The 23,674-nt window shown below is 39.5% G+C and carries 22 protein-coding genes and 1 riboswitch; of the genes, 8 read left to right on the top strand and 14 right to left on the bottom strand.

From position 1 onward, the window contains the following. Positions 1-13 precede the first annotated feature (13 nt). The gene (locus MKY65_RS03920; RefSeq protein WP_339182564.1) at positions 14-1,825 is read right to left on the bottom strand and encodes a YhgE/Pip domain-containing protein; all 1,812 of its coding nucleotides are present in this window, start codon (positions 1,823-1,825) and stop codon (positions 14-16) included. Further along, positions 1,809-3,884, bottom strand: coding sequence for an MMPL family transporter (locus tag MKY65_RS03915; protein ID WP_339182563.1), 2,076 nt, complete (start codon positions 3,882-3,884; stop codon positions 1,809-1,811). The genes MKY65_RS03920 and MKY65_RS03915 overlap by 17 nt, the downstream gene beginning before the upstream one ends. Positions 3,885-4,053: 169 nt before the next feature. Between MKY65_RS03915 and MKY65_RS03910 the strand changes: the two genes are divergently transcribed. Then, entirely contained in the window at positions 4,054-4,608 is a 555-nt protein-coding gene (locus MKY65_RS03910) for a TetR-like C-terminal domain-containing protein (protein WP_339182561.1), read from the top strand. A 299-nt stretch (positions 4,609-4,907) separates the two neighbouring features. Next, complete coding sequence (locus MKY65_RS03905; RefSeq protein ID WP_339182559.1) at positions 4,908-5,921, top strand: Rpn family recombination-promoting nuclease/putative transposase; 1,014 nt, start codon at positions 4,908-4,910, stop codon at positions 5,919-5,921. A gap of 409 nt (positions 5,922-6,330) precedes the next feature. On the opposite strand, the gene MKY65_RS03900 is transcribed toward MKY65_RS03905, so the two are convergent. Then, entirely contained in the window at positions 6,331-7,116 is a 786-nt protein-coding gene (locus MKY65_RS03900) for an SDR family NAD(P)-dependent oxidoreductase (protein WP_339182557.1), read from the bottom strand. A 275-nt stretch (positions 7,117-7,391) separates the two neighbouring features. On the opposite strand from MKY65_RS03900, the gene MKY65_RS03895 reads away from it, so the two are divergent. After that, positions 7,392-8,165, top strand: coding sequence for an acetoin reductase (locus tag MKY65_RS03895; protein WP_339182555.1), 774 nt, complete (start codon positions 7,392-7,394; stop codon positions 8,163-8,165). A gap of 73 nt (positions 8,166-8,238) precedes the next feature. On the opposite strand, the gene MKY65_RS03890 is transcribed toward MKY65_RS03895, so the two are convergent. The 5 genes from MKY65_RS03890 to MKY65_RS03870 all read right to left on the bottom strand — a co-directional run bounded on the left by MKY65_RS03890 (position 8,239) and on the right by MKY65_RS03870 (position 12,377). Continuing rightward, a complete protein-coding gene (locus MKY65_RS03890) occupies positions 8,239-8,562 on the bottom strand; it encodes a hypothetical protein (protein WP_042531817.1) in 324 nt (107 codons plus the stop codon). A gap of 62 nt (positions 8,563-8,624) precedes the next feature. Continuing rightward, positions 8,625-9,215, bottom strand: a complete 591-nt coding sequence (locus MKY65_RS03885) for a histidine phosphatase family protein (RefSeq protein WP_339182550.1) — start codon at positions 9,213-9,215, stop codon at positions 8,625-8,627. A 189-nt stretch (positions 9,216-9,404) separates the two neighbouring features. Beyond that, a complete protein-coding gene (locus MKY65_RS03880) occupies positions 9,405-10,511 on the bottom strand; it encodes a 5-methyltetrahydropteroyltriglutamate--homocysteine S-methyltransferase (protein WP_339182548.1) in 1,107 nt (368 codons plus the stop codon). Between the two features lie 37 nt (positions 10,512-10,548). Next, the gene (locus tag MKY65_RS03875) at positions 10,549-11,301 is read right to left on the bottom strand and encodes a cyclase family protein (protein WP_339185108.1); all 753 of its coding nucleotides are present in this window, start codon (positions 11,299-11,301) and stop codon (positions 10,549-10,551) included. A 23-nt stretch (positions 11,302-11,324) separates the two neighbouring features. Then, entirely contained in the window at positions 11,325-12,377 is a 1,053-nt protein-coding gene (locus tag MKY65_RS03870) for a homocysteine S-methyltransferase family protein (RefSeq protein ID WP_339182546.1), read from the bottom strand. A 116-nt stretch (positions 12,378-12,493) separates the two neighbouring features. After that, positions 12,494-12,594, bottom strand: a riboswitch (SAM riboswitch). Positions 12,595-12,995: 401 nt separating this feature from the next. On the opposite strand from MKY65_RS03870, the gene MKY65_RS03865 reads away from it, so the two are divergent. Next, on the top strand, positions 12,996-13,298 hold the full coding sequence (locus MKY65_RS03865) for a hypothetical protein (RefSeq protein ID WP_339182544.1): 303 nt from the start codon (positions 12,996-12,998) through the stop codon (positions 13,296-13,298). Between the two features lie 269 nt (positions 13,299-13,567). On the opposite strand, the gene MKY65_RS03860 is transcribed toward MKY65_RS03865, so the two are convergent. The 4 genes from MKY65_RS03860 to MKY65_RS03845 all read right to left on the bottom strand — a co-directional run bounded on the left by MKY65_RS03860 (position 13,568) and on the right by MKY65_RS03845 (position 16,353). Beyond that, the gene (locus tag MKY65_RS03860) at positions 13,568-14,428 is read right to left on the bottom strand and encodes a YitT family protein (RefSeq protein ID WP_339182542.1); all 861 of its coding nucleotides are present in this window, start codon (positions 14,426-14,428) and stop codon (positions 13,568-13,570) included. 225 nt (positions 14,429-14,653) lie between these two features. Continuing rightward, on the bottom strand, positions 14,654-15,079 hold the full coding sequence (locus MKY65_RS03855; RefSeq protein ID WP_339182540.1) for a GNAT family N-acetyltransferase: 426 nt from the start codon (positions 15,077-15,079) through the stop codon (positions 14,654-14,656). A 33-nt stretch (positions 15,080-15,112) separates the two neighbouring features. After that, entirely contained in the window at positions 15,113-15,760 is a 648-nt protein-coding gene (locus tag MKY65_RS03850) for an AAA family ATPase (protein WP_339185107.1), read from the bottom strand. 68 nt (positions 15,761-15,828) lie between these two features. Continuing rightward, positions 15,829-16,353 carry a GNAT family N-acetyltransferase gene (locus MKY65_RS03845; RefSeq protein WP_339182538.1) on the bottom strand — a complete coding sequence of 175 codons (525 nt, stop codon included), beginning with the start codon at positions 16,351-16,353 and terminating at the stop codon, positions 15,829-15,831. Positions 16,354-16,534: 181 nt separating this feature from the next. On the opposite strand from MKY65_RS03845, the gene MKY65_RS03840 reads away from it, so the two are divergent. Continuing rightward, the gene (locus MKY65_RS03840) at positions 16,535-16,744 is read left to right on the top strand and encodes a zinc ribbon domain-containing protein (protein WP_084612911.1); all 210 of its coding nucleotides are present in this window, start codon (positions 16,535-16,537) and stop codon (positions 16,742-16,744) included. Positions 16,745-16,978: 234 nt separating this feature from the next. Then, positions 16,979-18,211: an MFS transporter gene (locus MKY65_RS03835; RefSeq protein WP_339182535.1), complete on the top strand. Its 1,233-nt coding sequence runs from the start codon at positions 16,979-16,981 to the stop codon at positions 18,209-18,211. 198 nt (positions 18,212-18,409) lie between these two features. Here MKY65_RS03835 and MKY65_RS03830 read toward each other — a convergent pair whose 3' ends face one another. Together MKY65_RS03830 and MKY65_RS03825 are read right to left on the bottom strand one after the other, a co-directional pair. Next, on the bottom strand, positions 18,410-20,341 hold the full coding sequence (locus MKY65_RS03830; RefSeq protein WP_339182534.1) for a fructose-1,6-bisphosphatase: 1,932 nt from the start codon (positions 20,339-20,341) through the stop codon (positions 18,410-18,412). A gap of 100 nt (positions 20,342-20,441) precedes the next feature. After that, the gene (locus MKY65_RS03825; protein ID WP_339182533.1) at positions 20,442-21,281 is read right to left on the bottom strand and encodes an AraC family transcriptional regulator; all 840 of its coding nucleotides are present in this window, start codon (positions 21,279-21,281) and stop codon (positions 20,442-20,444) included. Positions 21,282-21,504: 223 nt separating this feature from the next. Between MKY65_RS03825 and MKY65_RS03820 the strand changes: the two genes are divergently transcribed. Continuing rightward, positions 21,505-22,644, top strand: coding sequence for a Gfo/Idh/MocA family oxidoreductase (locus MKY65_RS03820; RefSeq protein ID WP_339182532.1), 1,140 nt, complete (start codon positions 21,505-21,507; stop codon positions 22,642-22,644). Between the two features lie 106 nt (positions 22,645-22,750). Next, the gene (locus MKY65_RS03815; protein ID WP_339182530.1) at positions 22,751-23,647 is read left to right on the top strand and encodes a sugar phosphate isomerase/epimerase; all 897 of its coding nucleotides are present in this window, start codon (positions 22,751-22,753) and stop codon (positions 23,645-23,647) included. Positions 23,648-23,674 lie beyond the last annotated feature (27 nt).

Here is a 23,674-nt window from a genome sequence, read left to right as displayed (position 1 = left end):
TATTGAAATCCTCTTAAAACAAATTCAATAACCTATCCCAAAACCCTTCGTTCTCTTCCTCTTCTTCTACCTCTTCGCTATCCTCTTCCGGCTGAATACTGTCTGTTTGAATCACAAACTGAACTGAATTTGTTATCTCATCATTTTCTTCCGATACGAAGGATACGGGATCAAAATCAGATTTATCATATTGCGAAATCATCTCGTCAATTTCTTCCTGCATCTCATCAGGGATACTTTCAGTGGCATCATATAATTCACTAGTTCCATCCTGTAGTTCATCTGCTCCGTTCGCAAGTTCATTTGAACCGGATGCCGATTCGCTAATTCCATTGTGAATTTCAGCATAAGAAGTGCTGAGCTCATTTACGCCATTTGTATAAGATATCAGGCCTTCATGGAACTGATTATAATTTTCAGCCATGGTATCTACACTTGTAATAAATTCATCCAGCCCTTCATCGATATCAATTTGACCGACAGACTGCTCTAATTCATCGGAAAACGTACGGATATTGCCAGCAATGTCACTGGCAGAAGTTTGAAATTCAGATAATGCCGGCTCCACCGCATCAAATGACTCTACGGATTCATAGTAAACAGCTAATGCACCTTGGGCAGCTTCATAGGTGCCAACCAATTCATCCACAACCTCCGGATCCACTTCACTATCATATAATGCTTGAAAATCCTCTTCTGTTAAGGTAGCTTCTGGTATACCCTCCATAGCTGTCTGCAATGCTTCTTTCGCTTCTCCATAGCCTGTTGACAGCGAATCTAATTCGTCAGCCAATGTTTCCATTCCTGCAGCCATATCTGATGCAGCTTCTGTCATCCCGCTTAACTGCTCTATTCCATCTATCCCTGTAATTTGGCCAACTTCTTCTTGCACGGTTTGAAAGGCATTATTGATTTCTTCCGAGGCACCAGTCAGCTCGCCGCTGGAATTACTTAACTCATTTAGACCGTTCTGAAACTCAGAAGAGCCATTTTCTAGTTCACTCAATCCGCCAGAAAGCCCTCTGATTCCATCTCCAAGCTCCCCTACTCCTTGATTAATTTCACCAATGGCATCGGTTAAGCTTTGAAACTCCTCCGTGAGTGCATCTGTATCCGGACCGTCTACAGAAACAGAAGATGGCAGGCCGGAGATTTCCATTCCCTCTAATTCAAATTGATCGGTATCTGCATGAATTGTCAGCGTCTCTTCTTCCCCCGGCATCACCGTAAATGCCACCTGCCTATTTTTCCCGGCATTGGCTATCGTAGCATCCTCCGCTTCAATATTATAAAAGTAATCAGTATTCAGCGCCTGTGATATTTGCAGCATATAGTTATCAAAGAAAGCTGCTCCTGCTTCTTCATTCTCTTCTACTTTTATTTCAATTTCTATCTGTCCGGATTCTCCCATAACCGTTTGCGGATCTACTTCTTCCCCGTCTAAATAATAGGAAATGGTGAATTTCCAAGGCAGCTCTTTGGAAAGGTCCCCTTGATAATAAAACGTATCTGAAGTCGCGTCCATACGGATTGTATCTCCGTCCTGTTCTATTTCACTCGTATCTGTTAAATTCTTGATAGATTCATAGTTTCCGAAATCTTCAATAACGCCTGTTTTATTCAATTCAAATGCATTTACGACATAGATATTGTCTAATCCGCCGCCTGCTTCTAAATTCGCATAAATAACCTCGTTCTTTTCCTCGATGTCCGCATCTCCATCTGACGCAGACTTCTCGGAAGACTCTTCTGCAAGAGCTGTATTCATAAATGGAATAAAGAATAGAGCTAAAGCGAGCCAGGTCCATTTAATTGTTGTCCTCATGTTTTTCCTCCTTGCGAAACTTCATTCCTAATGATGTCTTTTGAAGCAATGTATCCCCATATACAAGCAATGCAGGCAGTAAGGTGATAACCAGAATAAATGCCAAGAGCGCACCTCTCCCCAGCAGTAAGCCGATAGAACCGACAACTGGATTAGAAGACGTCATCCATAAAACAAATCCGACGATGGATAGAATGGACGCAGAAACGGCAATAGAGAAGAGTTTATCATCTAACGTCTGTTTCATTGCCTTCCATTTCGGCATATATCTTCTATAATTTTTATATGTCTCCGTCAATAATATCGCATAATCCACCGTTGCTGCCAACTGAACCGTACTGACAATCAGATAGCCGATAAAGACAAGCGGTGTTCCTGTAAAATAAGGAATAGCTAAGTTTATCCAGACAGCTGCTTGGATAACTAATAATAAGACGATTGGGAAAGAAATCGACCGGAAATTAATCAAAATCACAATCCCTACCCCAAGAATCGTTAAGATATTTACAAGCTGATTATCCTGAGACACAATATTCTTCATATCATACAGAGACGCACTTTCACCTAAGGTCAGTGCCTCATCTCCATAATAAGCGGACGCAATTTCCCGTATATCTTCTACCACTGCAAAAGGAAGATCTCCTTCTGTTCCCGCTTCCGTATTAATAATAATCCGGCTGTAATGATTGGAAAGAAATTGCTCTGTCGCCTCTTCCTCCAAAAAGTCCTGCGGAATAACACTGCCAACCATTGTTGCGTAGCTGATAACCGATGAAACATGATTTACATTATCCAGGACCTGAACCATTTCCTCCTCTTTCCCTATATCATTATTGGGAATAAGCAGCACAACGGAAGTAGATTCTCCAAAAACTTCTTCAATCTGTCTCACATCAGTTCCTAACCGGGTATCCTCCGGCGGCTCTCCCATCCCGTAGGTAAAGGTCGTGCTGCTCTGCGCCATAAAGCTGGGAACAAGAAGCAGCAGCACCAGAATAAGGACAGGAAGTCTTAATTTCAACAACTTTTTACCGACTCCTTCAAAACGAGTCGGAACAAACACCCGATGCTGCGTCCGGTCAATCCATCGATAAAACACAAGTGTAAAGGCTGGCAGGAAGACAATGACACTGATAAAGCTTAGAATAATTCCTTTAACTAAGTTTAATCCCAAATCGGAACCAATCTCAAAACGCATAAACATCAATGCCATAAAGCCAAAAATAGTTGTAAAAGCGCTTGTACTGATAACCGGCCATGATTCTTTAATAGCTGATTTCATTGCTTCTTCCGGTTTGTAATTTTTATTCCTGTAATCCTGAAAGCTATGCAGAAGAAAAATAGCATAATCCAAGGAGACTGCAAGCTGCAATATTGGTGCAACCGCTTGGGTAACAAACGATATCTCGCCAATAAATATGTTCGTTCCCAGATTAATTAATACAGACACTCCAATGGCCGTCAGGAAAAAGACCGGTTCCACCCATGAGCTGGTAGATAGGATAAGTATGATGATAATAATAGGAACAAGCAACGCTGCAGCGTACATACTCTCTGTCCCTGTCATTTCCTGTTCTGTTGCCGTATTAACAGCCTCACCAGAAATAGCATTTTCCTCACCAATCAAGTCATAAATAGCATTGGTTGCCTCTACTTCTTTTTCATTGGCAATCGTGACAGAAAAAAGAGCATTTTCATCTTTATAATATGTCTCGACTGTATCTGTGTCAGAGACTTCGACCGGGGTTCGAATATCAACAACATCATCCAGCCAGAGAACCTCTGTAACCCCATTTATTTTTTCCAGGGCATGTTTATATTCCATCGCTTCCTGAATCGAAACATCCCCTACCATTACTCTGGCGTTTGGAATACCGCTGGAAAACTCTTCCTCCATCAACTCTAAAGCCTGTGTGGACTCCGCTTCATCCGGTAAATAATCCTGCATATTGTAATTTACATCAACAAACAGAATCCCCGCTAAAGAGAGAATCATAAGTATTATAAAAAGTGTTACCACTGTCTTTTTAAAACGAATAATTAAATTTGCCACTGTCATACCCCATTACCTTGCTGATTTCATTCATATAATCTATTATTATAACTACACACTGTCAGTTAGACAACAAACAGTTGTTTAAAATATGTACGTTTCACAACAAATAATCATTATCTGTTGGATAACAGATAGAATTTCATATTTTGTTCATAAAAGGAGTTTATTTATCATGGCACAAAAACTAGACCGCAGAAAACGTTATACAAGGATGGTTCTTAAAAATGGGCTGATGGAGCTTTTAAAAGAAAAACCGATTTCTTCCATTACCATTAAAGAAATTTGTGAGCAGGCTGATATCAACCGTTCCACTTTTTACAGCCACTATGCCGACCAATATGATTTACTGACCAATATTGAGGACGAAATTATCGATGAACTAAATCAGGCACTGCTTCAGTATGACTATACACAGGAAAAAGAAGCGCTGGCGATGTTAAATTATTTACTCAAATATGTCTGCAGCCGTCATGAGCATTTTCGGATTCTGTTCAGCGAACACGGCAATAAAAGATTCACACATAAAGTCATGTTCGCCGCCCAAACTCATATTATGAATGACTTTAACGGGCCAGAACATAAAATGAGCGAAACCGCTGCAAAGTACATGACAATCTATTCTATCAGCGGGAGTATTACAGTGATTGAATACTGGCTGGAAAATGGAATGAAGGAATCACCGGATGAAATGGCAAGGATTATTACGGAAATAAGTAAGCATTGTTGAATTCAGTGAAAGTCAATCACTTTCACTAAGCTTCTTACATCGTACGATAACACCAAAACCTGCCCATTTCTACGCCAAAAACAAACGATTAAATGATCGTTTTTCGTTCTGTATAAAAAAACATAAAAAATGCAATATGAACATCCTATTGTCATTGAAAAATGCACAAACCTAAGTTAAAACGTCATTTATACGGCTGTTTTTCACGCAGGAAATCCAATTTCACCGTTTTGCTTTCCCCGCCCAAAGCCGCTATGATGAAAATCAAATGTAATATTACCTGGGGATGTGATAAACTAATGATAACCACCGTAAAAGAAAATACAAACAATTACGATGCAAAGGATACGGATTATGACGGACTTTGGAAAAATTTGATTGAAGAACTGTTTCAAGAATTTATGGAATTTTTCGCACCCGATTTGTACCCGGAAATTGATTTTGAAAAAGGAACAGATTTCCCGAATATAGAACTTTTTCAGTTTGTGATTAACTCAAGAAAAGGAAGAAAATATTCAGATAGGTTAGCCAAAGTGACAATGAAGAACGGAACAGAAAAATACATCTTCGTTCATATCGAAGTGCAGGCTGTTGGGAAGCAAGACTTTGCTGAACGCATGTTTAAGTACTTTTATCGAATCTATGACAAACATAAGCATCCGATTTATTCCATCGCCCTGCTGACAGATGCAAGTCATCAGAATTATGAAGATACATTTCGTTATTCTTTCTATGGAACAGAATTAACTTACTTATACAATGTCTATCGATTTTACGGAAAGGATAAGGAGAAGCTGAAAAAATCTGATAATCCATTCGCTTTAGCGGTGCTTGCAGGAATCTATGTCAGTGAAAACACCGGCAGGACAAAGGAAGACCATGAAAAAAGGTTCCAGTTTAAACAGCAGCTTATCAGCCTGGCACTCGAAAAATATTCGCACCGTGACACCTATCTTTCAGCCCTATTGTATTTTATCGATTATATCCTGCAGGTCCCAGCGGAATTACAGGAAAAACTGTACGAATTATTACCAATCGCACAAAATGAAAAGGAGGAAGGAAAAATCATGGGAATGGAAAAATTGAGAGATACGCCGACATTTGGAAGACTGTTTAGAGAAATCGAGGAAGAGGCAACAAAAAAGGGATTAGAAAAAGGCATGGAACAAGGTATGGAAAAAGGGATGGAGGAAGCGGAACGGAATTTTGCCAAAAAGCTTTTAGACAGGAATTATTCAGATGAAGAAATATCCGAATTGACCAGTCTCGAGCTTAAGGACGTAAGCGAGCTCCGAAAATCGCTTAAAAATTAATGCAAGGGTAAAACGAGCAGCTTTTTTATTTCTATTTTTATATAGGGGGTAAGTTTAACTTACCCCCTATATAAATGTAACTGAGGTTGTTATTTAAATGCTGGGTAATAACCCATCTTCTAAATAACAGCTTTGGTTACATAAAACGAAACTTCACTCAGTGGGAGTTTTTCGACGCACAAATGTTTCCGATGGGGCGAGTAACCGCAGTCCCAGTCCCAGGATGTGCTAGTGCAGACGTTGCGACAAATGTTTTCGGTGGGGTGAGTAATCGCAACCCCAGGACGTCGCGAACTTAGTCTGTTTCCTTAGTTCCCCACTGAGTTAGCCTAAGTGATTCAGGGAGTTAGCGTCCGTTATCTCCCGCCTAAATAAATTTATTTTTACGCTTTATTTTGAGGCGGGAGTTTTACGGACGGTTCTCCGTGATAAACTTACTTAAATCCGGATACCCTGTCACTGCCCATCCGCCATCTACAAGTAAGCTGGCTCCATTCACATAGGAGGCTTCTTCGCTGACAAGGAATAACGCTGGGCCAGCTATTTCTTTCGGATCTCCGGCTCTCTCCATTGGGATACGCTCCAAATAAGCTTCATTGATTGCATCAACGTCTGTTAAGCCAGAGGTTAACGGCGTTGATACAAGTCCAGGCAGGATGGCGTTGACACGAATATTGTGCTTGGACATTTCAAGTGCAGCATTTTTTGTAAGCATCTCCACTCCTGCTTTTGCAGAAGAATAAGCTGCCCCGTAATGCATTGGAACATGCGCGTTTAAAGAAGCAACATTGACAATTGCTCCACCGCCATGCTCTTTCATATATTTTGCTTCATGTTTTAGAGATAGGAAGACACCTTTTAAACACAAGTCAACAGTGAAATCCCAATCCTCCTCCGGCTGATCAATAATTGCTCCTGATTTCGATGCACCAGCTACATTAAAAGCTATATCCAATCCGCCAAATGCTTCTACCGTCTTATTAACAAGGTTTTTAATATCCTCTTCTTTGGTTACATTGGTGACGACACCAAGCAGCTCCCCTTTATGCTCCTGTTCCAACTCTTTCAGCTTTTCTTCATTTAAATCTGCTACACCTACTTTTGCCCCAGCTTCCAATAAGTTTTGTACCATCGCATAGCCAATTCCTGAAGCTCCTCCAGTTACAATTGCAACTTTACCTGCTAATGTTGTCATTTTTACTTCCTCCTTTTCTTTCTATTTTAAGCATACGCTTTTGTTTTTATTATTTCAAAATTTGTAACTCTCATAACCAAATACATAGTTACATTTTATGTGTATAAATAATCACTGAAAAACTACCTTTTAAAAGGAAAAATTTTGCTAAGGACTTCCTAAAAAAACTTTTTCTAATTATGTATGTTTTAAACTCCTTAAAAGAGGAATAGTATAACTAGATGCAAAAAACTATATCTAATTATTTAAAGCAACTTTATTTGGAGGTCTTTTCTATGTCAAAAGTGGCAATTATTACAGGTTCTGCAGGCGGTTTAGGAAAAGGTATCGCAAAACGTCTTGGTGAAGACGGTTTCAAAATCGTTCTGCATGATATTAATAAAGAGATGCTGGACAGTACATTAAAAGAATTCAAGGATGCTGGTGTGGATTCCATTGCCGTTGTCGGCGATGTATCCAAACGCGAGGATCAAATTAATCTTGTCAAAGAAGCAGTGGACGCTTTTGGACAGCTCGATGTTTTTGTGAACAATGCTGGAATTGATGTTGTTTCTCCATTCCTTGAAATTGACGAAAATCAACTGAATAAAACATTTGCGGTAAACGTAAATGGTACTGTATTTGGTACACAGGCTGCTGCGGATCAATTTATTAAACAGGATACCAAAGGGAAAATCATTAACGCATGCAGTATCGCCGGCCATGAATCCTTTGAAATGCTGGGGACTTATTCAGCTACCAAGCATGCAGTCCGTTCTTTCACCCATTCTGCTTCCAAAGAATTGGCACCATATCAGATTCGTGTCAATGCGTATTGCCCAGGTGTTGCAGGTACAGCAATGTGGGATCGTATCGATGAAGAAATGGTGAAATACTATGATAACATGGAACGCGGAGATGCTTATAAGCAATTTGTTGACGGTATCTCATTAGGTCGTTCTCAAGAGCCGGAGGATGTCGCAAATCTTGTATCCTTCTTGGCTTCAGATGATTCAGACTATATTACGGGCCAAGCTATTATCACAGATGGCGGAATTGTGTACAGATAATAGAAGTCAGCATTGAAAGCATTAAATGTATATAAAAAGCAGCCGTATCTAATCCAGATGCGGCTGCTTTTAACTACTCAAGGATAGGAATAAAATACATAACAGGATAATCACTCGGGTGGATATCATGGATGATTTTCTTTACCTTCTCAATCTGGTGAATCATACAACGAAACTCCGCCTTATAGAGAGTTTGAAAAAATTCGCTTTCTATCGGCAAAGCCATTTCCAAAGAAGCTAACTCCAAAGGGCGGGAATAATGATTGTATTTTGTATAAGAAAGTACGTTATCCTGATTGCCGTAGTGCAGAAATCCATGTTCATGAAGCTGCTCCCGCAAACTGCTGATATATTCCTCAGCAATCAGCACCTCTACCTTCACAAAATTCATTTTCATCCATATCCCCCCTTTTTTGAACATCTCTCTATTTTAAAATGATACGTTTTTTATCGCAATGATTACTCGTTTACAGGCGTAAGATGGTCTGTATTATTATAATCAACCACACGCCATTCCCCTTTTTCACAAGTAAATTTTGTAATCGATGTATTTTGAAGAAAGGTAATCCCTGTACCCAGCTCTCCTTTTGAAATCACAGACAACAGGCTATTGATTAATGCGCCATGGGAAACGATAAGAACACGTTCGTCCGGATATCTCACGCACACTTCCTCTAACCCTTTTATCCCTCTCTGCTTTAAATCCTCAAACGTCTCCACATTCGGGATGGCTTCACGATCAGGGAAATAACGATTTCTATCCTCTATCGTCATCCCCTCCGCATCTCCATAAGACCGCTCTACAAAAGCCCTCATTTCATAAAGCGGCAGCTGCAGATCCTGATTAATAATTTCCGCCGTTACCTTTGCACGAGCTAAGGGGCTGGTAATTAATACAGTCGGTTCAAACTGCTTTGCAGCGGCGCAGCAAACCCCTGCTTGCGATTTTCCCGTTTCATTTAAAGGGATATCTGTCTTGCCTTGAATTCTTTTTTCTTTATTCCAATTTGTTTCTCCATGGCGTATCATACAAATCTCTGTCAAAGTCATTTCCCCACTTTCGAACTATTTTTCCAGTTACCCCTATTCTAGCACTATTTCTATCTTTATATCTATTAAGTTGTGCTTGGTTGGCATGAAAAAACAGGCTCAAGGGTTCCAATCTCCCTCAGCCTGTTTTGGTTGTTTATTTATTTTCGATACAATGTGATAACGCATTTTCCTTTATGAACGTGTTTTTTACTCTCCCCATATTTCTCTAGCCGTATCCACGATATATTTCAGCTTGTTCCATTGCTCTTCCTCTGTTAACAGATTCCCATGATGGGTCGATGCAAAGCCGCATTGCGGGCTGATGCATAGCTGATCTTTTGGAACATACTGCGACGCTTCTTCAATTCTTGCTTTAATATTTGCTTTATCTTCTAATTCCCCATGCTTTGAGGTAAATACACCCAATACTACACGTGGTCCGCCATTTGGAATGTAATCCAGCGGTTCAAAACCGCCAGAGCGGTCATCATCATATTCCAAGAAGAAACCATCTACTTTTTCTTTGGCAAATAAAGTGGGGGCTATTTTTGCATAGCTTCCTTCAAATGCCCATTTCGAACGATAATTTCCGCGGCAAAGATGCGTGGTAATCGTTAAGTCTTCTGGTTTGCCTTCCAACACGCTGTTTAGTACATACAGTGCCAAGTCAATAAAATACTGACGATCCTTTCCATCTTCCGTGGTCGGGAAATTCTCTACATTTAGCCCTGCAATGTAGACATCATCCAGCTGGAGGTAGCGGCATCCCGCATCATAAAAAGCTTTGATTGCATCACGGTAGGTTTGGATGACGTCCTCTGCATATTCTGCAATACTTGGATAAACCTCGGGATTCACAATTCCTTTCCCAAATAATTGATTCGGACTTGGAATCGTTTGTTTGGCAATCGCACGGTCTCCGACGATTTCTTTGAATTCCACAAACTCCTTAACATGCGGGTGATCCGGATTAAAGGAAACCTTCCCTGTGACACGCACATTATAGCGTTCTGTTTCTTCTGCTACAAATTGAAATCCTGTATCCGGCACATATCCTTCCACACCGTTTAGATGCTCTTGGAAATCCGTATGCCAGAAGCGGCGTCTGAATTCACCGTCTGTAACAGCACTTAAGCCGACTTCAATCTGCTTATCAACAATACGCTTGATTTCTTCTGTTTCAATCTGATGAAGGTCCGCTTTGGAAATAGCTCCTTCTTGAAAGTTCTTTCTAGCTTGATGAATCCGTTCCGGCCGCAATAAACTTCCGACATGATCTGCACGAAATGGTGCTTTCACTGCTGTTTTTGTCATTTTATTCTTTCCCCCTTTTTTATATAGATAGTATTTATTATGGTAAAATCGCAAACGAGCGGACTGGAAAACCGCTTGCTTTTTCAGGCTTGGGACTAATATTGAAAATCACAGCTCCTTTTGCCGGCAATTGATCCAGATTCGTCAGCAGCTCTACTTGAAAAGTATCCTGTTCTAATACATAATACTCGCCGATTAAAGAACCATTTTTTCTCGCATCCACAGCAGCATCTGTATCAAACGTTTCATGACCCACTGCTTTAATCTGTCTTTCTTCAAATAAGAACTTCAGAGCATCGAGTCCCCATCCGGGTAAATGACTGTCTCCATTCTCATCCTTATTCTCAAACGCTTCTTTATCCGGCCAGCGCTTGCTCCAATCTGTCCGTAAAGCGACAAATGTGTCCGCTTCAATTTTCCCATGCACCTCTTCAAAAGCTAAAATGTCCTCCACCGTTAAAATATAATCATGGTTTTCTCTGACTGCTTCTGATTTATCAATCACAACGATTGGGAGGACAACTTCTTTTAAACCCAGCTCCTCTAAATAGCGCTGATCACGAACAAAATGAATAGGTGCATCAATATGCGTGCCATATTGTCCGGAAACACTGAACTGCTGTGCAAAAAAACCGTCATCATGCGTATATAATGCTTCAAACTCCGCATCTTTAAATGCGGCAAAATGCGGCGAACTTGGTCCGAATGTATGTGTTAAATCTACCCATGTTTTTGATTTTAGTGTTTCTAACGCATCTAAGATTTCATTTTCTTTGGTAACTGTCACGATAAGCCGCCTCCCAATATATTGTTTTACGCTTTTGTTTTGTAATCTGTAATATGATCCTGCAATGTTTCGTCTTCGCCAAATAAAAAGTGTTTATGCATATCTGGAGAATAAATTGAATTAATTGTTTCGATGCCGACAGCCTCCGCAACCGCACGCAGCATTGCCGGTGAAGCTCCACAGCATAAACCGATATAATTCACGCCGATGCTATGCGCTTGTTTCGCCCATTCTGCCAGCTCATAACGATTATGATATAGCGGGTCCAGAGAAGTCGGGAAGGTTGTTTCCGTTGGTAAATGACAGCTGCATCCTCCATCCGGCAAGTTAAAGAAGGTCGGATTCTCTTCTGTTGTCCGGTATGGAATCGGCAATGCTCCAACGTGCCCGTCTACTTTGTCCCGAATCTTTTCTAAATATGGCTGCATCGTGTCCGGCCCGCGGAAACAATTCATCCCAACAACCAAGGCGCCGTTATCTTCTAAAATCTTACATGACTCTTCCACTGTGTAACCATCACGTAAAATGTTTTCACCCATTAATCCCAAGGTAATAACTGCCGGTAAATCATATTTTTTAATTTCCTCTAAAGCAATCAATGCTTCTTCATGGTAATAAAAAGTTTCTCCGTTAATATAGTCAACATCCTCATCCTTACACCATGACACCATTTCATTGAACATGGCTCTGACTTTATCCTTGGATTCCTGATCTTCCGGATTAAAAATATTGGTGTTCGATATATTTCCTGCAACCAGAGCTTCCTCTGTCGGATGTTCCTTTGCTACTTCCTTCGCTAACTTAATAGCGTTTCTATTTAGAGGCTCCAATAAGTCCTCTTTACCGATAATGCGCATTTTTTCACGATGTGCATTGTATGTAAAGGCAAGCACCACATCGGAACCTGCTTTCATGTAATCACGATAAACAGCCTTTAGCGTTTCCGGATTATCCAACGCTACCTCGGGTACAAAAGATCCCGCCTGCAAATAACCTCTGCGCTCCAGTTCAAATAAATATCCTTCCCCTGCAATAACTGTTCCTTGCTTTAATCGCTCTTCCAAACTTCTTTTCGCCATCGTTCCATTCCTCCTGTAAACTTTTATTTTTGGTTCGCCGCTGATAAGTCGATGTAGACACGAAAAAAACCTCTTCTTTCAGAAAGAAGAGGTTTTGAGTACGATATCAATGTCTCTTCTTATCTGCTAGCTAACGCTACTGGAATTGGCACAGTTCTTTTATAAGTCTGTTGCCGAGGCTTCGAAGGGCCAGTCCCTCCACCTCTCTGGATAAGAAAATGTATTGCTATTTATTTGTTGTAGATAACTATATATCTATTTGAATTCCATGTCAATAAGAAATTTTAAAAATATTTAAGCGTTTTTTGAACTGGTTTGAATTATCCTGATAAGCTTTTCATATATTAGAGAAATATATGTTCCACGCAGCGATAACTTCATATCTCCGATTTCATGTTTAATTTTAGTAAAAATAAGGTATATTCTTTTTATAAAGAAAAATTCATAAAATGTTCAAAAAGTGTAGACACACCTGAAAAATAAGCATATAATACAAATTAAATCTAAAAACGATTTGATAATATATTGAATTCATTTACCAATACTGGTATAATTAAGTTTTTCCCTAAGGAAATTAAACTGATTACTATATATATTAAAATACGGAAGGGGGCGTAGATGTTGAATAGATATTTGATGATTGCTTTAATGATTATCATTTTACCAATGACACAACTATTCTCAGGTGTACATCACAGCTACGTTCTCACCGATCAGAATGTGCTAATTGATAATCACGCGTCACAGGATTTGGGCATTGGCGGAAATGATCAGTCAGATAAATCCTTTATAGCTAATCCAATATTAATTATTACACTGTTCTTATTAGGCAGTCCGTGCTTATTTACAACGGTTGTACGAATCATACGTACCAAACAGCTGCTGACGCCCGTTTTCTATCAATCGAATTTCGTGATTTAAGCCTCTTTTGATCTAAATTAAAAATCAAAAGAGGAGGCAAAAATTATGATGATTTTCAGATTAATTGTTATTGGATTCTTTTCACTGACTGCATTGTCCGTATTCACTTACCAAGGTATTGAAGTGTTTCATGCAGTTACTGATATATTTAGAGCAAAATCCTAAACTATAATAGCACCCTTCGTACAAGAATATTTTCTGCCCTATGATATAAAAAAGGCAGTCAATGAAATTTGCTCATTGACTGCCTTTTTTTCGTTTATCGTTTATTAAAAATTGCCGCCACGTACTTCTGTCACATCATAGACGGTTACAAATGAAGTCGAATCAACATCTTGAATCGTTTCTTTCATTTTACTTTCTTCCAGCCGGGTTATCACACATTTTATCTGTTTAAATTCCTTTTTCGAATAGCCGCCCTCCACATGTTGTAAAGTACAGCCTCTCCCCAGCCGTTCGCCAATTTCTTTCATCATTTCATCAGCACGCTCGGTAATAATATAAACTGCTTTTGTGCTGCTTAATCCTTCTTCAATGATATGAATGACTTTTGAAGCAATGTAATAAGCAATACCGGACATCAGCGCTCCTCTTAATCCAAATACGGTGGACACTACGATAAATACGAATAAATTAAGGAACAAGATTAAATCACTCGTTCCAAAAGGAAGCCTGCGTGATAATAATACAGCCAGCATGTCAATACCATCTAATGCGCCGCCATTACGAAGTGCCAGCCCCATACCAAATCCAATAATAATCCCGCCGACTACAGTAACCAGCAGGGTATCTCCTTCAATTTCAATAATCGTCGGGATATGATGCATCAGGCTTGTACTTATAGCCAGAGAAGCAATCCCAAGAATAGAGAGGATTGCAAAATTCTTACCGACTTGCTTATAACCTAAATAAATAAACGGAATATTTAAGATAGCGATCAAAAGCCCCAACGGAGCCCCTGTCCATTGTGATCCAACAATACTAAGACCTGTAACACCGCCATCGGAAACGCTATTCGGAATCAATACTGCCTCTAGTCCATATGCTGTAATAAATCCGCCAATGATAATAATTAATCCTCTTGCAAAAATCATTGCTTTTCGTGATGTTTTTGATTGTGCTTTGCTCATCGAACCCTTCCTTCTTTCTGTTGCATTCTTGCTGCAGTGTAAAACCAGCTATCCTGTTAATCTCCTGATGATATTTCTTCTCACGCTTAGATTTCCTTATTTCACATAAAATAACCTCATACAGATAGCTTTTTCCAATAATAATAATTATACGCTTCTCTATTTCAAACTCAACTGTTTCGTTGTTAATAAATGGATAAACTCGCAAAGCACAACGATTTGAAATTACATTTCTTTTTTAAAAACAAAGCTCACTTTTGAATAATCCATTTTTTCTTCATAGAATCGATGCGCACTGTGACGCTGCAAACCTGATGACAAGGCAACAGATTCAAATCGATGCTTTTTTGCCCATTGATGAATAAAATCTAAGAGCTGTTCACCATATCCTTTGGAACGGCTGTTTTCATCTGTTACCAAATCACAGATCCATACAAACCTGCCATAATATAATGTTGTCATCGGCTTAAAACCTGCCACAGCGACCATTCTTCCCCCTTCATACAAAGCAGCTAAATGATATCGTTCTACCTTTACCGCCTCTTTTACTAATTCTAAATAACTTGATTCGTCCAGATGTGTGCGCAGTTGACACATCACGTGATAAGCTTCCAGCCATTCTTTTTCTGTTGTTAATTCCTTTATTTCCATGGATACGCCCCTCCCCAATGAAGTAAGTTCTGTTTATTCAATTGATAATTGCTGTTTCTCTATGTGAACACCTTTTTCATCGGTAAAAAGAATAATATCCGCCTTATCTTTAGATGAATGCATAAAATGGCTGTATTGTCTTCTTCTTTCCTGATGTGATTTTTGTATATTTTCCAGATTTCTATTCCGTTCCACGGTATCCCGGGTGGAGCGGCGAGCTAATTCAGTTTGTTCATCCGTATAAAGATAAATTTGCAAATCTAAATAATCAGTGTTCACAAACGCAATGCTCATCCCTTCAAAAATGGTAAGTTTTTTAGCTGGGTCGATTAGTTTACTCGGCAAATAATCTCTGTCAATCGTGCTCCATTTCATACCGGCAAGCGTCATTTGTATATCACGTTCCAACGCTTCTGTATAATGAGCCAAAGGATGGCAGGCCGTCATCTTTGCCGTATGGACTTCACTTTGAAAAGTATACGTAATTTTTGTGTCCCTTCTAAGCGCTGAATGGACGATATACGGATCCGTACATATCAAATTTGAATCCTGACAGAAAGCCTGCTTCAATTGGTCTGCAAATGTCGTCTTCCCGGCCCCTCCATGTCCTGTAATACCGATAATGATATGTTTTTCCTGCCTATTTATCCATTCCGTCAAATCTCGTATGATATTATCCATCGCTTCACCACTCCATCCTTCGCCTTTATTTTTAGTCATTTCATGCATCTCACAGCCAGACACAGCATCTAATTCATTTCCACAATACTGCTGATATCCTTCCATTCATATACAAGCAAATCAAGCACGTCACCAGTCATTTGAATATTCTTCTTTTCAATCATTTCTGCACCGAACTGTTCATAAAACAAACGGCTGTCATTTTCCGCCAGAACTTCAACTCGGACAGTATAGATAGACTGCTCTATAAAACATGTAAAGGCAGTTAATAATAGCATTTTCCCTATACCTTGCCCTTGCCAGCTTTCCAGTAAGTAAACGGCTGTAATTTCACCGATACGGGCTGAATCAGCTGATTCCTTTACCGCCATATTCAAGAATCCGCCAATCTGTTCATCCGTATCTACAGCTACAAATGTAGTGCTTTCATCAGCTTGAATTGTATTTTTCCAATTTTCTACTCTATCTTCCACTGATAATCGTTGTAAAACCGTATCTGCCATAATCCTCCGATAAGTTGTCTGCCAGCTCTCTACACTTACTTTACCAATTGCGCTTGCATCGGTAACACCCGCTTTTCTAATCAAAACCATCCTGCCCCTCCTTTAATCACTTTATCCATTACTTTTCACTTACCGTACAAAGTTAGAAACATTCTAAGCCAGACTCTAATTATAGCAAATATTTTTATTTTTCCGGAAATAAAATACATTTAAAGCAGTTGAAACCAAGGAATAGCTTTATACGTATATATTTATTAAAGAGGTGGTAAATTTGAGAACAGGTGAAGGCTGTATGAAATGCGGAAGCCGAAATGCAGATAAAAAGGATGTATCCATGACAGGTTCAGGTTTATCCAAGGTATTTGATGTGCAGCATAATCGGTTTACTGTTGTCTATTGTCAGGATTGCGGTTACTCCGAATTTTACAATACAGAAAGCTCTACGGCGAGCAATGTATTTGATTTATTTTTTGGAGGATAATTTACTCAGAAAACAAGATAAGATAATTAAATTTGATTTCTTTCTAAGTTTTTTTGCAGCAAAAAAGAAGCATGGTTCATTGAGCCATGTTTCTTTTTATGCAGAAACGCTTTATCTGCTGTTCTATAAAATATACTGTACTGACGAAAAACATCTCTTTACATTTACTAATCTCTTTTGATAGAATGATTCTCTGTATGTTTTTAAATACATTGTAAAGGAAGCCTATTTATTATGCATTTATCTAAAAAAGCTTTTGCAAAAAGATACTATATAGTTTTATTACTCTTGGCAATTTTATTGATTGCTGCCACATTACGTTCACCAATCACGTCTGTCGGACCGCTTATTCCGCTTTTCCGTGGAGAACTGGAAGCTTCCAATGCGATGATTGGACTGGTAAACACGCTGCCATTGCTTGCTTTTGGCTTATTCTCTCCCTTTGTCCCAAGAATATCGAGCAAACTTGGAATGGAAATAACACTATTGATCGCGATGGTTTTCCTGTCCATCGGTGTATTTATTCGGGCAAATGGCGGAATGGAGCTGTTGCTTTTTGGCACAATTTTAACTGGAATGGCAATCGCAGTTGGGAATATCCTGATGCCTGGGTTGATTAAGTCTACTTTTCCTTATCGAATGGGGCTGATGACAGGAATTTATTCTGTTTCGATGAATGCATTCGGAGCACTTGCCTCTGGAATTTCCGTACCGATTGCTTCCATATCCGGATTCGACTGGCGACATGCGATGCAAATTTGGAGCCTCCTATCCGCAGCCGCTGTTATCGTCTTATTACTGCGGATGCCTGCCAGACGCTCATCTGGCAAAAAAGTGTTTGTCGACGTCAAAAGTCAGCCATCTAAAGCTATCTTCAAATCAAAGATTGCCTGGGCAGTTACCTTTTTCATGGGACTGCAATCGCTGATACCATACAGTTTATTTACATGGCTCCCGGATATTTTTATTACCAAAGGGTTTGACGAAAGCGAAGCCGGATGGTTAATTGCTATATATCAAATCGGACTGATCCCAACAACATTTATTGCACCAATTATTGCCGGTAGGATGCAGAATCAGCGGCTGCTCGGTTGCAGTGCCGGGTTATTATTTTTCTTTGGTTTGTTAGGAACGCTTTTCACTTCATCCCATTTGATTATTGTCTTTCTTGTATTAACAGGTGTTGGGGCCGGAACGGCGTTCAGCTTAGCCATGATGTTCTTTGTCCTGCGCACTAATTCTGCTATGGAATCTGCGCAGTTATCCGGAATGGCCCAATCTGTTGGATATATTGTCGCTTCTACAGGACCACTTTTCCTTGGAACCATTGCTGACAAAACGGGAGGCTGGACGGTGCCGTTTATCATTTTAATGACTGCGGCCTTGATTATTGCTTTTCTCGGGACCATTGCAGGGAAGGATGAAAAAATTTCCTTTGAATCGAATAAAGACACGGCAACAGAATAATTTATTGAGTTATTTAAAGAGACGCTTCCTCCACCTATTGAGGCAGCGTCTCTTTTTCTTACCACCATGAATTTTTTATCCAGTATTTCCATTAAAGAAATTAGCCAGGAAGAAAGTCAACACCCTGACAACCTTGAGTCCTTACAAAAAACGGGTTATCTGAATAACGACATTCAGATAACCCGTTTTTCTCATTCCTCAATTAATATAACGATAATCCATCAGCTGATTCAGCATCTCAATTTCTTCCTGCAGCTTAGCTCCGATATTCGTTTCTCGAACCTTCTTCCGCTCCAGCTCTTTGTCTACGACCCGGCGGACAGATAAAACATCCGCTCCATTTAAGACAACATCCTCTTTTGAATTAAAATGCTGGTGGGCGACGAGCTGCATTCCAAATGAATTATACAATAAGGTATAGCCGGCAATCCCCGTGGTAGATTGATAGGCTTTGGAAAATCCGCCGTCGATGACAATCATTTTCCCGTCTGCTTTGATTGGGTTCTCCCCATCAATTTCCTTTACCGGTGTATGTCCATTAATAATATGTCCTTGTTCCGGATCCAAATCAAATTCTTCCAGTACTTTCTGGCACATCTCCACATTTTCACGCAAATAATAATAAGGATTTTTTTCCTCTTTATGAGATGCCTTATCGGAAATAAAATAACGTTCAAACGTTGTCATCGCCCGTTTTCCGAAGAGAGAAGAATATTCTCCTGTCCATAAATACCAAACCATATCTGTCGCCAAATCATCCGTTGTCTCTTTATCTGCAAAAGAATGACGCAAATAGGTTTCAAATTTATCCAGCAGCTCTCTTCCTTTATATGCTTTCCCTTCAATCACCATCGGTTCCATATCCCCATTTTCATCGACAGGCATACAGCCATGAATCAACAGATTGCCATTATATTTGAGATATAGATTCCCCCTTTTCATTAAGAAATTCATATGTCTTTTCAGCTTCTCTGATTGTTGTACAGAGAGCAGCAGCTTGTCGATGATTTCTTCCTCTTCCGGCAATAGCTTGGCAGGGTCAGCAGGATCCACAGTAGCAAAACATGTATTTTCCAGCGGATACGTTTTTCCGTAAATCGTGATTTCCTGCTTCTCGTAATCCGTTTTCTCCAATACAAGTCTTTCTTCCATATTGAAAAAAGGCCGGCGTTTAATAATCGGACTTTCCAATTTAAATTGGATCATAGCAATCGCCTGATGAATCTTGGTAATCTGCAGTCTTTCCTGATCCGAGTTGTCCTGATCTGGATTTTTCTTCGGACGAAATGCCGGATTGTCATCATAATATCTTTCCGCTAACGTAAGTAACGGCCGCAGGTTAATGCCATAAGCATCTTCTATGATATCGAGGTTATCGTAGCGGGCACAAATCCGGATAATATTGGCCAGACATACTTTGGAACCAGCATACGCTCCAATCCACAAAACATCATGATTGCCCCATTGTATATCTACCGAATGATGGTCAATCAGTGTATCCATAATTTTATCCGGTTCCGGCCCACGGTCATAAATGTCTCCAACCACATGCAGGTGATCAACAACCAGACGCTGGGTTGTATACGATAAGCCGATAATCAGCTTTTCAGCCTGGCCAAGCGAGATGATTTTTTCAATAATTTTTTCATAATAAGGTCTCTTATTTGTATATTCATCTGTCTTATATAATAGCTCTTCCACAATAAAAACAAACTGTTCCGGCAGCGCCTTACGCAGCTTGGAACGCGTATATTTAGAGGACGCATAGGCAATCAGGTGAATCATATGCTGAATTTTTTCTGCATACCATTCTTCCAATGCCTGCTTCGAATTGAATTGATGCCTAATGAGCTTCAGCTTATCTTCTGGATAGTAGACAAGCGCTGCAAAATCATTGATATCTTCCTCTGATAAGGTATCTTTGAAAATATCATTTATCTTCTCTCTTACCTTTCCGGAACCATTCCGTAAAACATGCTGGAAGGCTTGGTACTCCCCGTGTAAATCACTTACAAAATGCTCGGTTCCCTTCGGCAGATCCATAATCGATTCTAAATTGATAAGCTCGGTAACTACCTTTTCTTCCCTATCAAATTTCTCCGCTAATAAATCAAGATATTTTGTATCCACCCTCAGAATCTCCTTTCAAATTATGCCACATTATTTTTAAATAGTATAACACTTTTATATTAGTATTGCAGTAGTCATACGTTACTGCAATACATTCCCCCTAAAAAAAGATAGCTCTAAATTGCTTTGGAGACATATCCACATTTTTCTTAAATGTCGTTATAAAATGAGAAGCACTATTAAAGCCACATTCCGCTGCAATTTCTTCGATTGATAAATCGGTATGATGCAGCAGCTTTTTTGCATGGTTCACCCGATAGTTAATCAAATATTGAATCGGCGAGCTGTCCATTGATTTTTTGAATACTCTTGAAAAATAATATGGACTTAAGTATACATGGCTCGCAATGTCCTCCAGCTTGATATCCTTTTGAAAAGCGTCCTCCATATAAGCAATCGCCTGTTTTATTTTATGTTCCATCTGCTGATCGGATGGATTAGAATACTGATTCAGCTCATATAAAATCTGTTGAATATAAATCGAGGCGAGATGCTCCTCCACATTATCTTCTTCCGTCATTTTTATAATTCTCTCCATCAAATTCAGCAAAATATGCTGCTCATAAAGCTTATACACACAGCCATTTTTTGCATAGAGCAGTTCAAAGTATGCTTTGCTAGCATTTCCAGCAAAATGGAACCAATCAAATACCGTTTTATTTTCAATGGCTCTGTACATATGCGGTTGGTGACAATCTAAAAACACAAAGGAATTGCTCTGGACAACAAAAGAGCGGCCGTCATACTGGATTGCCAGTTTCCCCTCTTTGACATAAATGAACAGGAAGCTGTCCAGTGTTTCTCTTCTAATTTGATAATTTGTATTGCAATAAAACCTGCCAGAGTTGATGACATAATAAAGTGCTTTTTTTGCAAATTCATTGGTCATTGCAAAATACATTTTCGATGGCTCTACGGTTCCTTTATCTTCAATTTGCATATGCATATCTCCTTAGGTTCAGCCAACTTAATACAGCCCGCAGCTGTTTGGAAAACTATTTTATAAAAATTATACCAAATAGACTGCTAAAATACCAAAGAGCAAGATTCTTAAATTTTAAAGCAATATTAACTAATGACTTGTCTAAAAATCTATAATAGTATTCTAGTTAGAAACAGAGTTAATAAAAACTTAACAAAAAGTTACCTAGGAGGTATTTAATATGGATGTAAGAATTGGATTAGTCGGCGCAGGATGGATGGGTAAAGCTCACAGTAACTCATTTGTAAACGCTTTAATGGCTTTCGGCTCTGAATATGGAAAGCCTGTATTTGAAGTTGTATCGGACGTAAGCGTGGAAGCAGCACAGGCAGCCTGCAATCAGCTTGGGTTCTCAAGATATACAACCGACTGGCAGGATATTGTCACAGATGAAAATGTTGATATAGTTGATATTGCAACACCTAATGCTTTTCACTACGACATTGCTAAAGCTGCTTTAGAGAATGGAAAACATACTTATTGTGAAAAACCATTAACACTGACAGCAGAACAATCGGTTGAACTAGCAGAGCTTGCCAAAGAAAAAGGCGTTGTTAACTATGTCGGCTATAATAACGTGATGAATCCTGCCAACGCTTATGTTAAAGAGCTTGTAGAAGCAGGAAAACTAGGCAAGATTGTTAAATTCACTGGAACATATGACCAGGATGGTTTATTAGATGAATCGCTCCCAATCACCTGGAGACATATCAATAAATTCTCCGGTTCCGGTGCTTTAGGAGATCTTGGCTCTCACTTACTAAGTATATCTCAATATATTTTAGGAGATATGGAAAGTGTCAATGCGATATCCCAAACCGTTATTAAAGAACGCCCGGCTCAAGCCGGTTCGGAGGAATTACAAGAAGTAGAAAATGAAGATGTTATCTCTTTCTTAACCAATTATGAAAACGGTGCAATTGGAACGATTTCTTCCAGCAGAATTGCTTCCGGCCGTAAAAATCATTTAGCTTATGAAATTCAGGGTACAAAAGGGTCTGTTCACTATACGCTGGAAAGAATGAATGAAGTGAATGTTTACTTCACTTCTGATAATGAGGCAGACCGCGGCTTCCGCACCGTCTTATTAAATCCGGAGCACAAAGGGTACAGCGCATTCCATCCAGCTGCTGGAATCTCCATCAATTACAATGACATGAAAATATTAGAAGCGCATGAATTATTATCTGCTGTAACGAAAAACACACCGTACACATGTGATTTTGAATTTGGGGCGAAAATCGATCAAACCGTAAGCGCTATTTTAAAATCAGCAGAACAGAGAAATTGGGTTCAAGTAAAAAATACAGTTCAAGTATAAAATGAAACTACATTCAGTGGGAGTGCTATTCACTCTCGCTGAATAACAGTTGAACCAATCGGATCCGTTACACTGCGATAACAATATATGCCAGGAGGAGTTACGTATGAATATTAAATTAGGTTCCGCACCAGATTCATGGGGAGTTTGGTTTCCGGAAAATGATAAACAAACACCGTGGGAGCGCTGTTTAGACGAAATGACTGATGCTGGATACAGCGGTCTGGAGCTTGGCCCATGGGGCTATCTGCCAAATGAGTACAGCAAATTAAAAGCAGAATTGGACAAGCGTCAATTAGACTTAGTAGCAACCACGCTGGTTGGCGATTTAACATCTGAAACGAGTACGGATGAACTGATCCAGCAACTGGACAAGATGAGCGAGCTGCAATTGAAATTTCCAACAGCAGAATATGTTGTGCTAATCGATGATTGCTATACGGATTTATTTACCGGAGAGCTCGTCCGCTCACCAGAATTAAATGATGAAGAATGGAAGCAGTTCGTCAACAATGTAGATAAAATTAAAGATCATGCAAAAAGAAAATATGACTTAGAGGTTGTTTTCCACCCGCATGCGCAAAGCCATATCGAAACAGAAGAACAAATTGAAAGATTGCTGCAGGACAGTGATGTGAATCTTTGCTTAGATACAGGACATCATGCTTATACAGACGGGGATGCAGTTGCATTTATGCGCAAGCATCATAAGCGTATTCCATATCTGCACATTAAAAGCTGTGATTTGAAAATAAGAGAAAAAATGCAAAAGGAAAACTGGTCCTTTGCCAAAGCAGTCAGTGAGGATATTATGTGTGAGCCCGAAAAAGGGGTAGTTGATTTTGAAGCATTTATCGATATCTTGAAGGATATTGATTTTGATGGATGGGCAGTTGTTGAGCAGGATATGTACCCTGCCCCATTTGATAAACCTTATCCAATTGCGAAAAGAACGTATGATTATGTAGACGGACTGATTAAGAAAAAGGCAGTGACTAAATAGAGAGAAGTCATTCTCAGGAAAAAGAGA

Source organism: Oceanobacillus sp. FSL W7-1293, assembly GCF_037969815.1.
Taxonomy (GTDB): domain Bacteria; phylum Bacillota; class Bacilli; order Bacillales; family Amphibacillaceae; genus Oceanobacillus; species Oceanobacillus oncorhynchi.
This window is presented reverse-complemented; position numbering and strand designations above follow the sequence as displayed.

Coding starts and splice junctions, on each gene's coding strand:
- MKY65_RS03845 (WP_339182538.1), bottom strand. CDS start 16,353: ATGGTTTTGATTAGAAAAGCGGGTGTTACCGATGCAAGCGCAATTGGT.
- MKY65_RS03885 (WP_339182550.1), bottom strand. CDS start 9,215: ATGACTTTGACAGAGATTTGTATGATACGCCATGGAGAAACAAATTGG.
- MKY65_RS03880 (WP_339182548.1), bottom strand. CDS start 10,511: ATGACAAAAACAGCAGTGAAAGCACCATTTCGTGCAGATCATGTCGGA.
- MKY65_RS03895 (WP_339182555.1), top strand. CDS start 7,392: ATGTCAAAAGTGGCAATTATTACAGGTTCTGCAGGCGGTTTAGGAAAA.
- MKY65_RS03920 (WP_339182564.1), bottom strand. CDS start 1,825: ATGAGGACAACAATTAAATGGACCTGGCTCGCTTTAGCTCTATTCTTT.
- MKY65_RS03835 (WP_339182535.1), top strand. CDS start 16,979: ATGCATTTATCTAAAAAAGCTTTTGCAAAAAGATACTATATAGTTTTA.
- MKY65_RS03865 (WP_339182544.1), top strand. CDS start 12,996: ATGTTGAATAGATATTTGATGATTGCTTTAATGATTATCATTTTACCA.
- MKY65_RS03890 (WP_042531817.1), bottom strand. CDS start 8,562: ATGAAAATGAATTTTGTGAAGGTAGAGGTGCTGATTGCTGAGGAATAT.
- MKY65_RS03900 (WP_339182557.1), bottom strand. CDS start 7,116: ATGACAACATTAGCAGGTAAAGTTGCAATTGTAACTGGAGGAGCTTCA.
- MKY65_RS03905 (WP_339182559.1), top strand. CDS start 4,908: ATGATAACCACCGTAAAAGAAAATACAAACAATTACGATGCAAAGGAT.
- MKY65_RS03820 (WP_339182532.1), top strand. CDS start 21,505: ATGGATGTAAGAATTGGATTAGTCGGCGCAGGATGGATGGGTAAAGCT.
- MKY65_RS03815 (WP_339182530.1), top strand. CDS start 22,751: ATGAATATTAAATTAGGTTCCGCACCAGATTCATGGGGAGTTTGGTTT.
- MKY65_RS03855 (WP_339182540.1), bottom strand. CDS start 15,079: ATGGAAATAAAGGAATTAACAACAGAAAAAGAATGGCTGGAAGCTTAT.
- MKY65_RS03910 (WP_339182561.1), top strand. CDS start 4,054: ATGGCACAAAAACTAGACCGCAGAAAACGTTATACAAGGATGGTTCTT.
- MKY65_RS03870 (WP_339182546.1), bottom strand. CDS start 12,377: ATGGCGAAAAGAAGTTTGGAAGAGCGATTAAAGCAAGGAACAGTTATT.
- MKY65_RS03860 (WP_339182542.1), bottom strand. CDS start 14,428: ATGAGCAAAGCACAATCAAAAACATCACGAAAAGCAATGATTTTTGCA.
- MKY65_RS03825 (WP_339182533.1), bottom strand. CDS start 21,281: ATGCAAATTGAAGATAAAGGAACCGTAGAGCCATCGAAAATGTATTTT.
- MKY65_RS03850 (WP_339185107.1), bottom strand. CDS start 15,760: ATGGATAATATCATACGAGATTTGACGGAATGGATAAATAGGCAGGAA.
- MKY65_RS03915 (WP_339182563.1), bottom strand. CDS start 3,884: ATGACAGTGGCAAATTTAATTATTCGTTTTAAAAAGACAGTGGTAACA.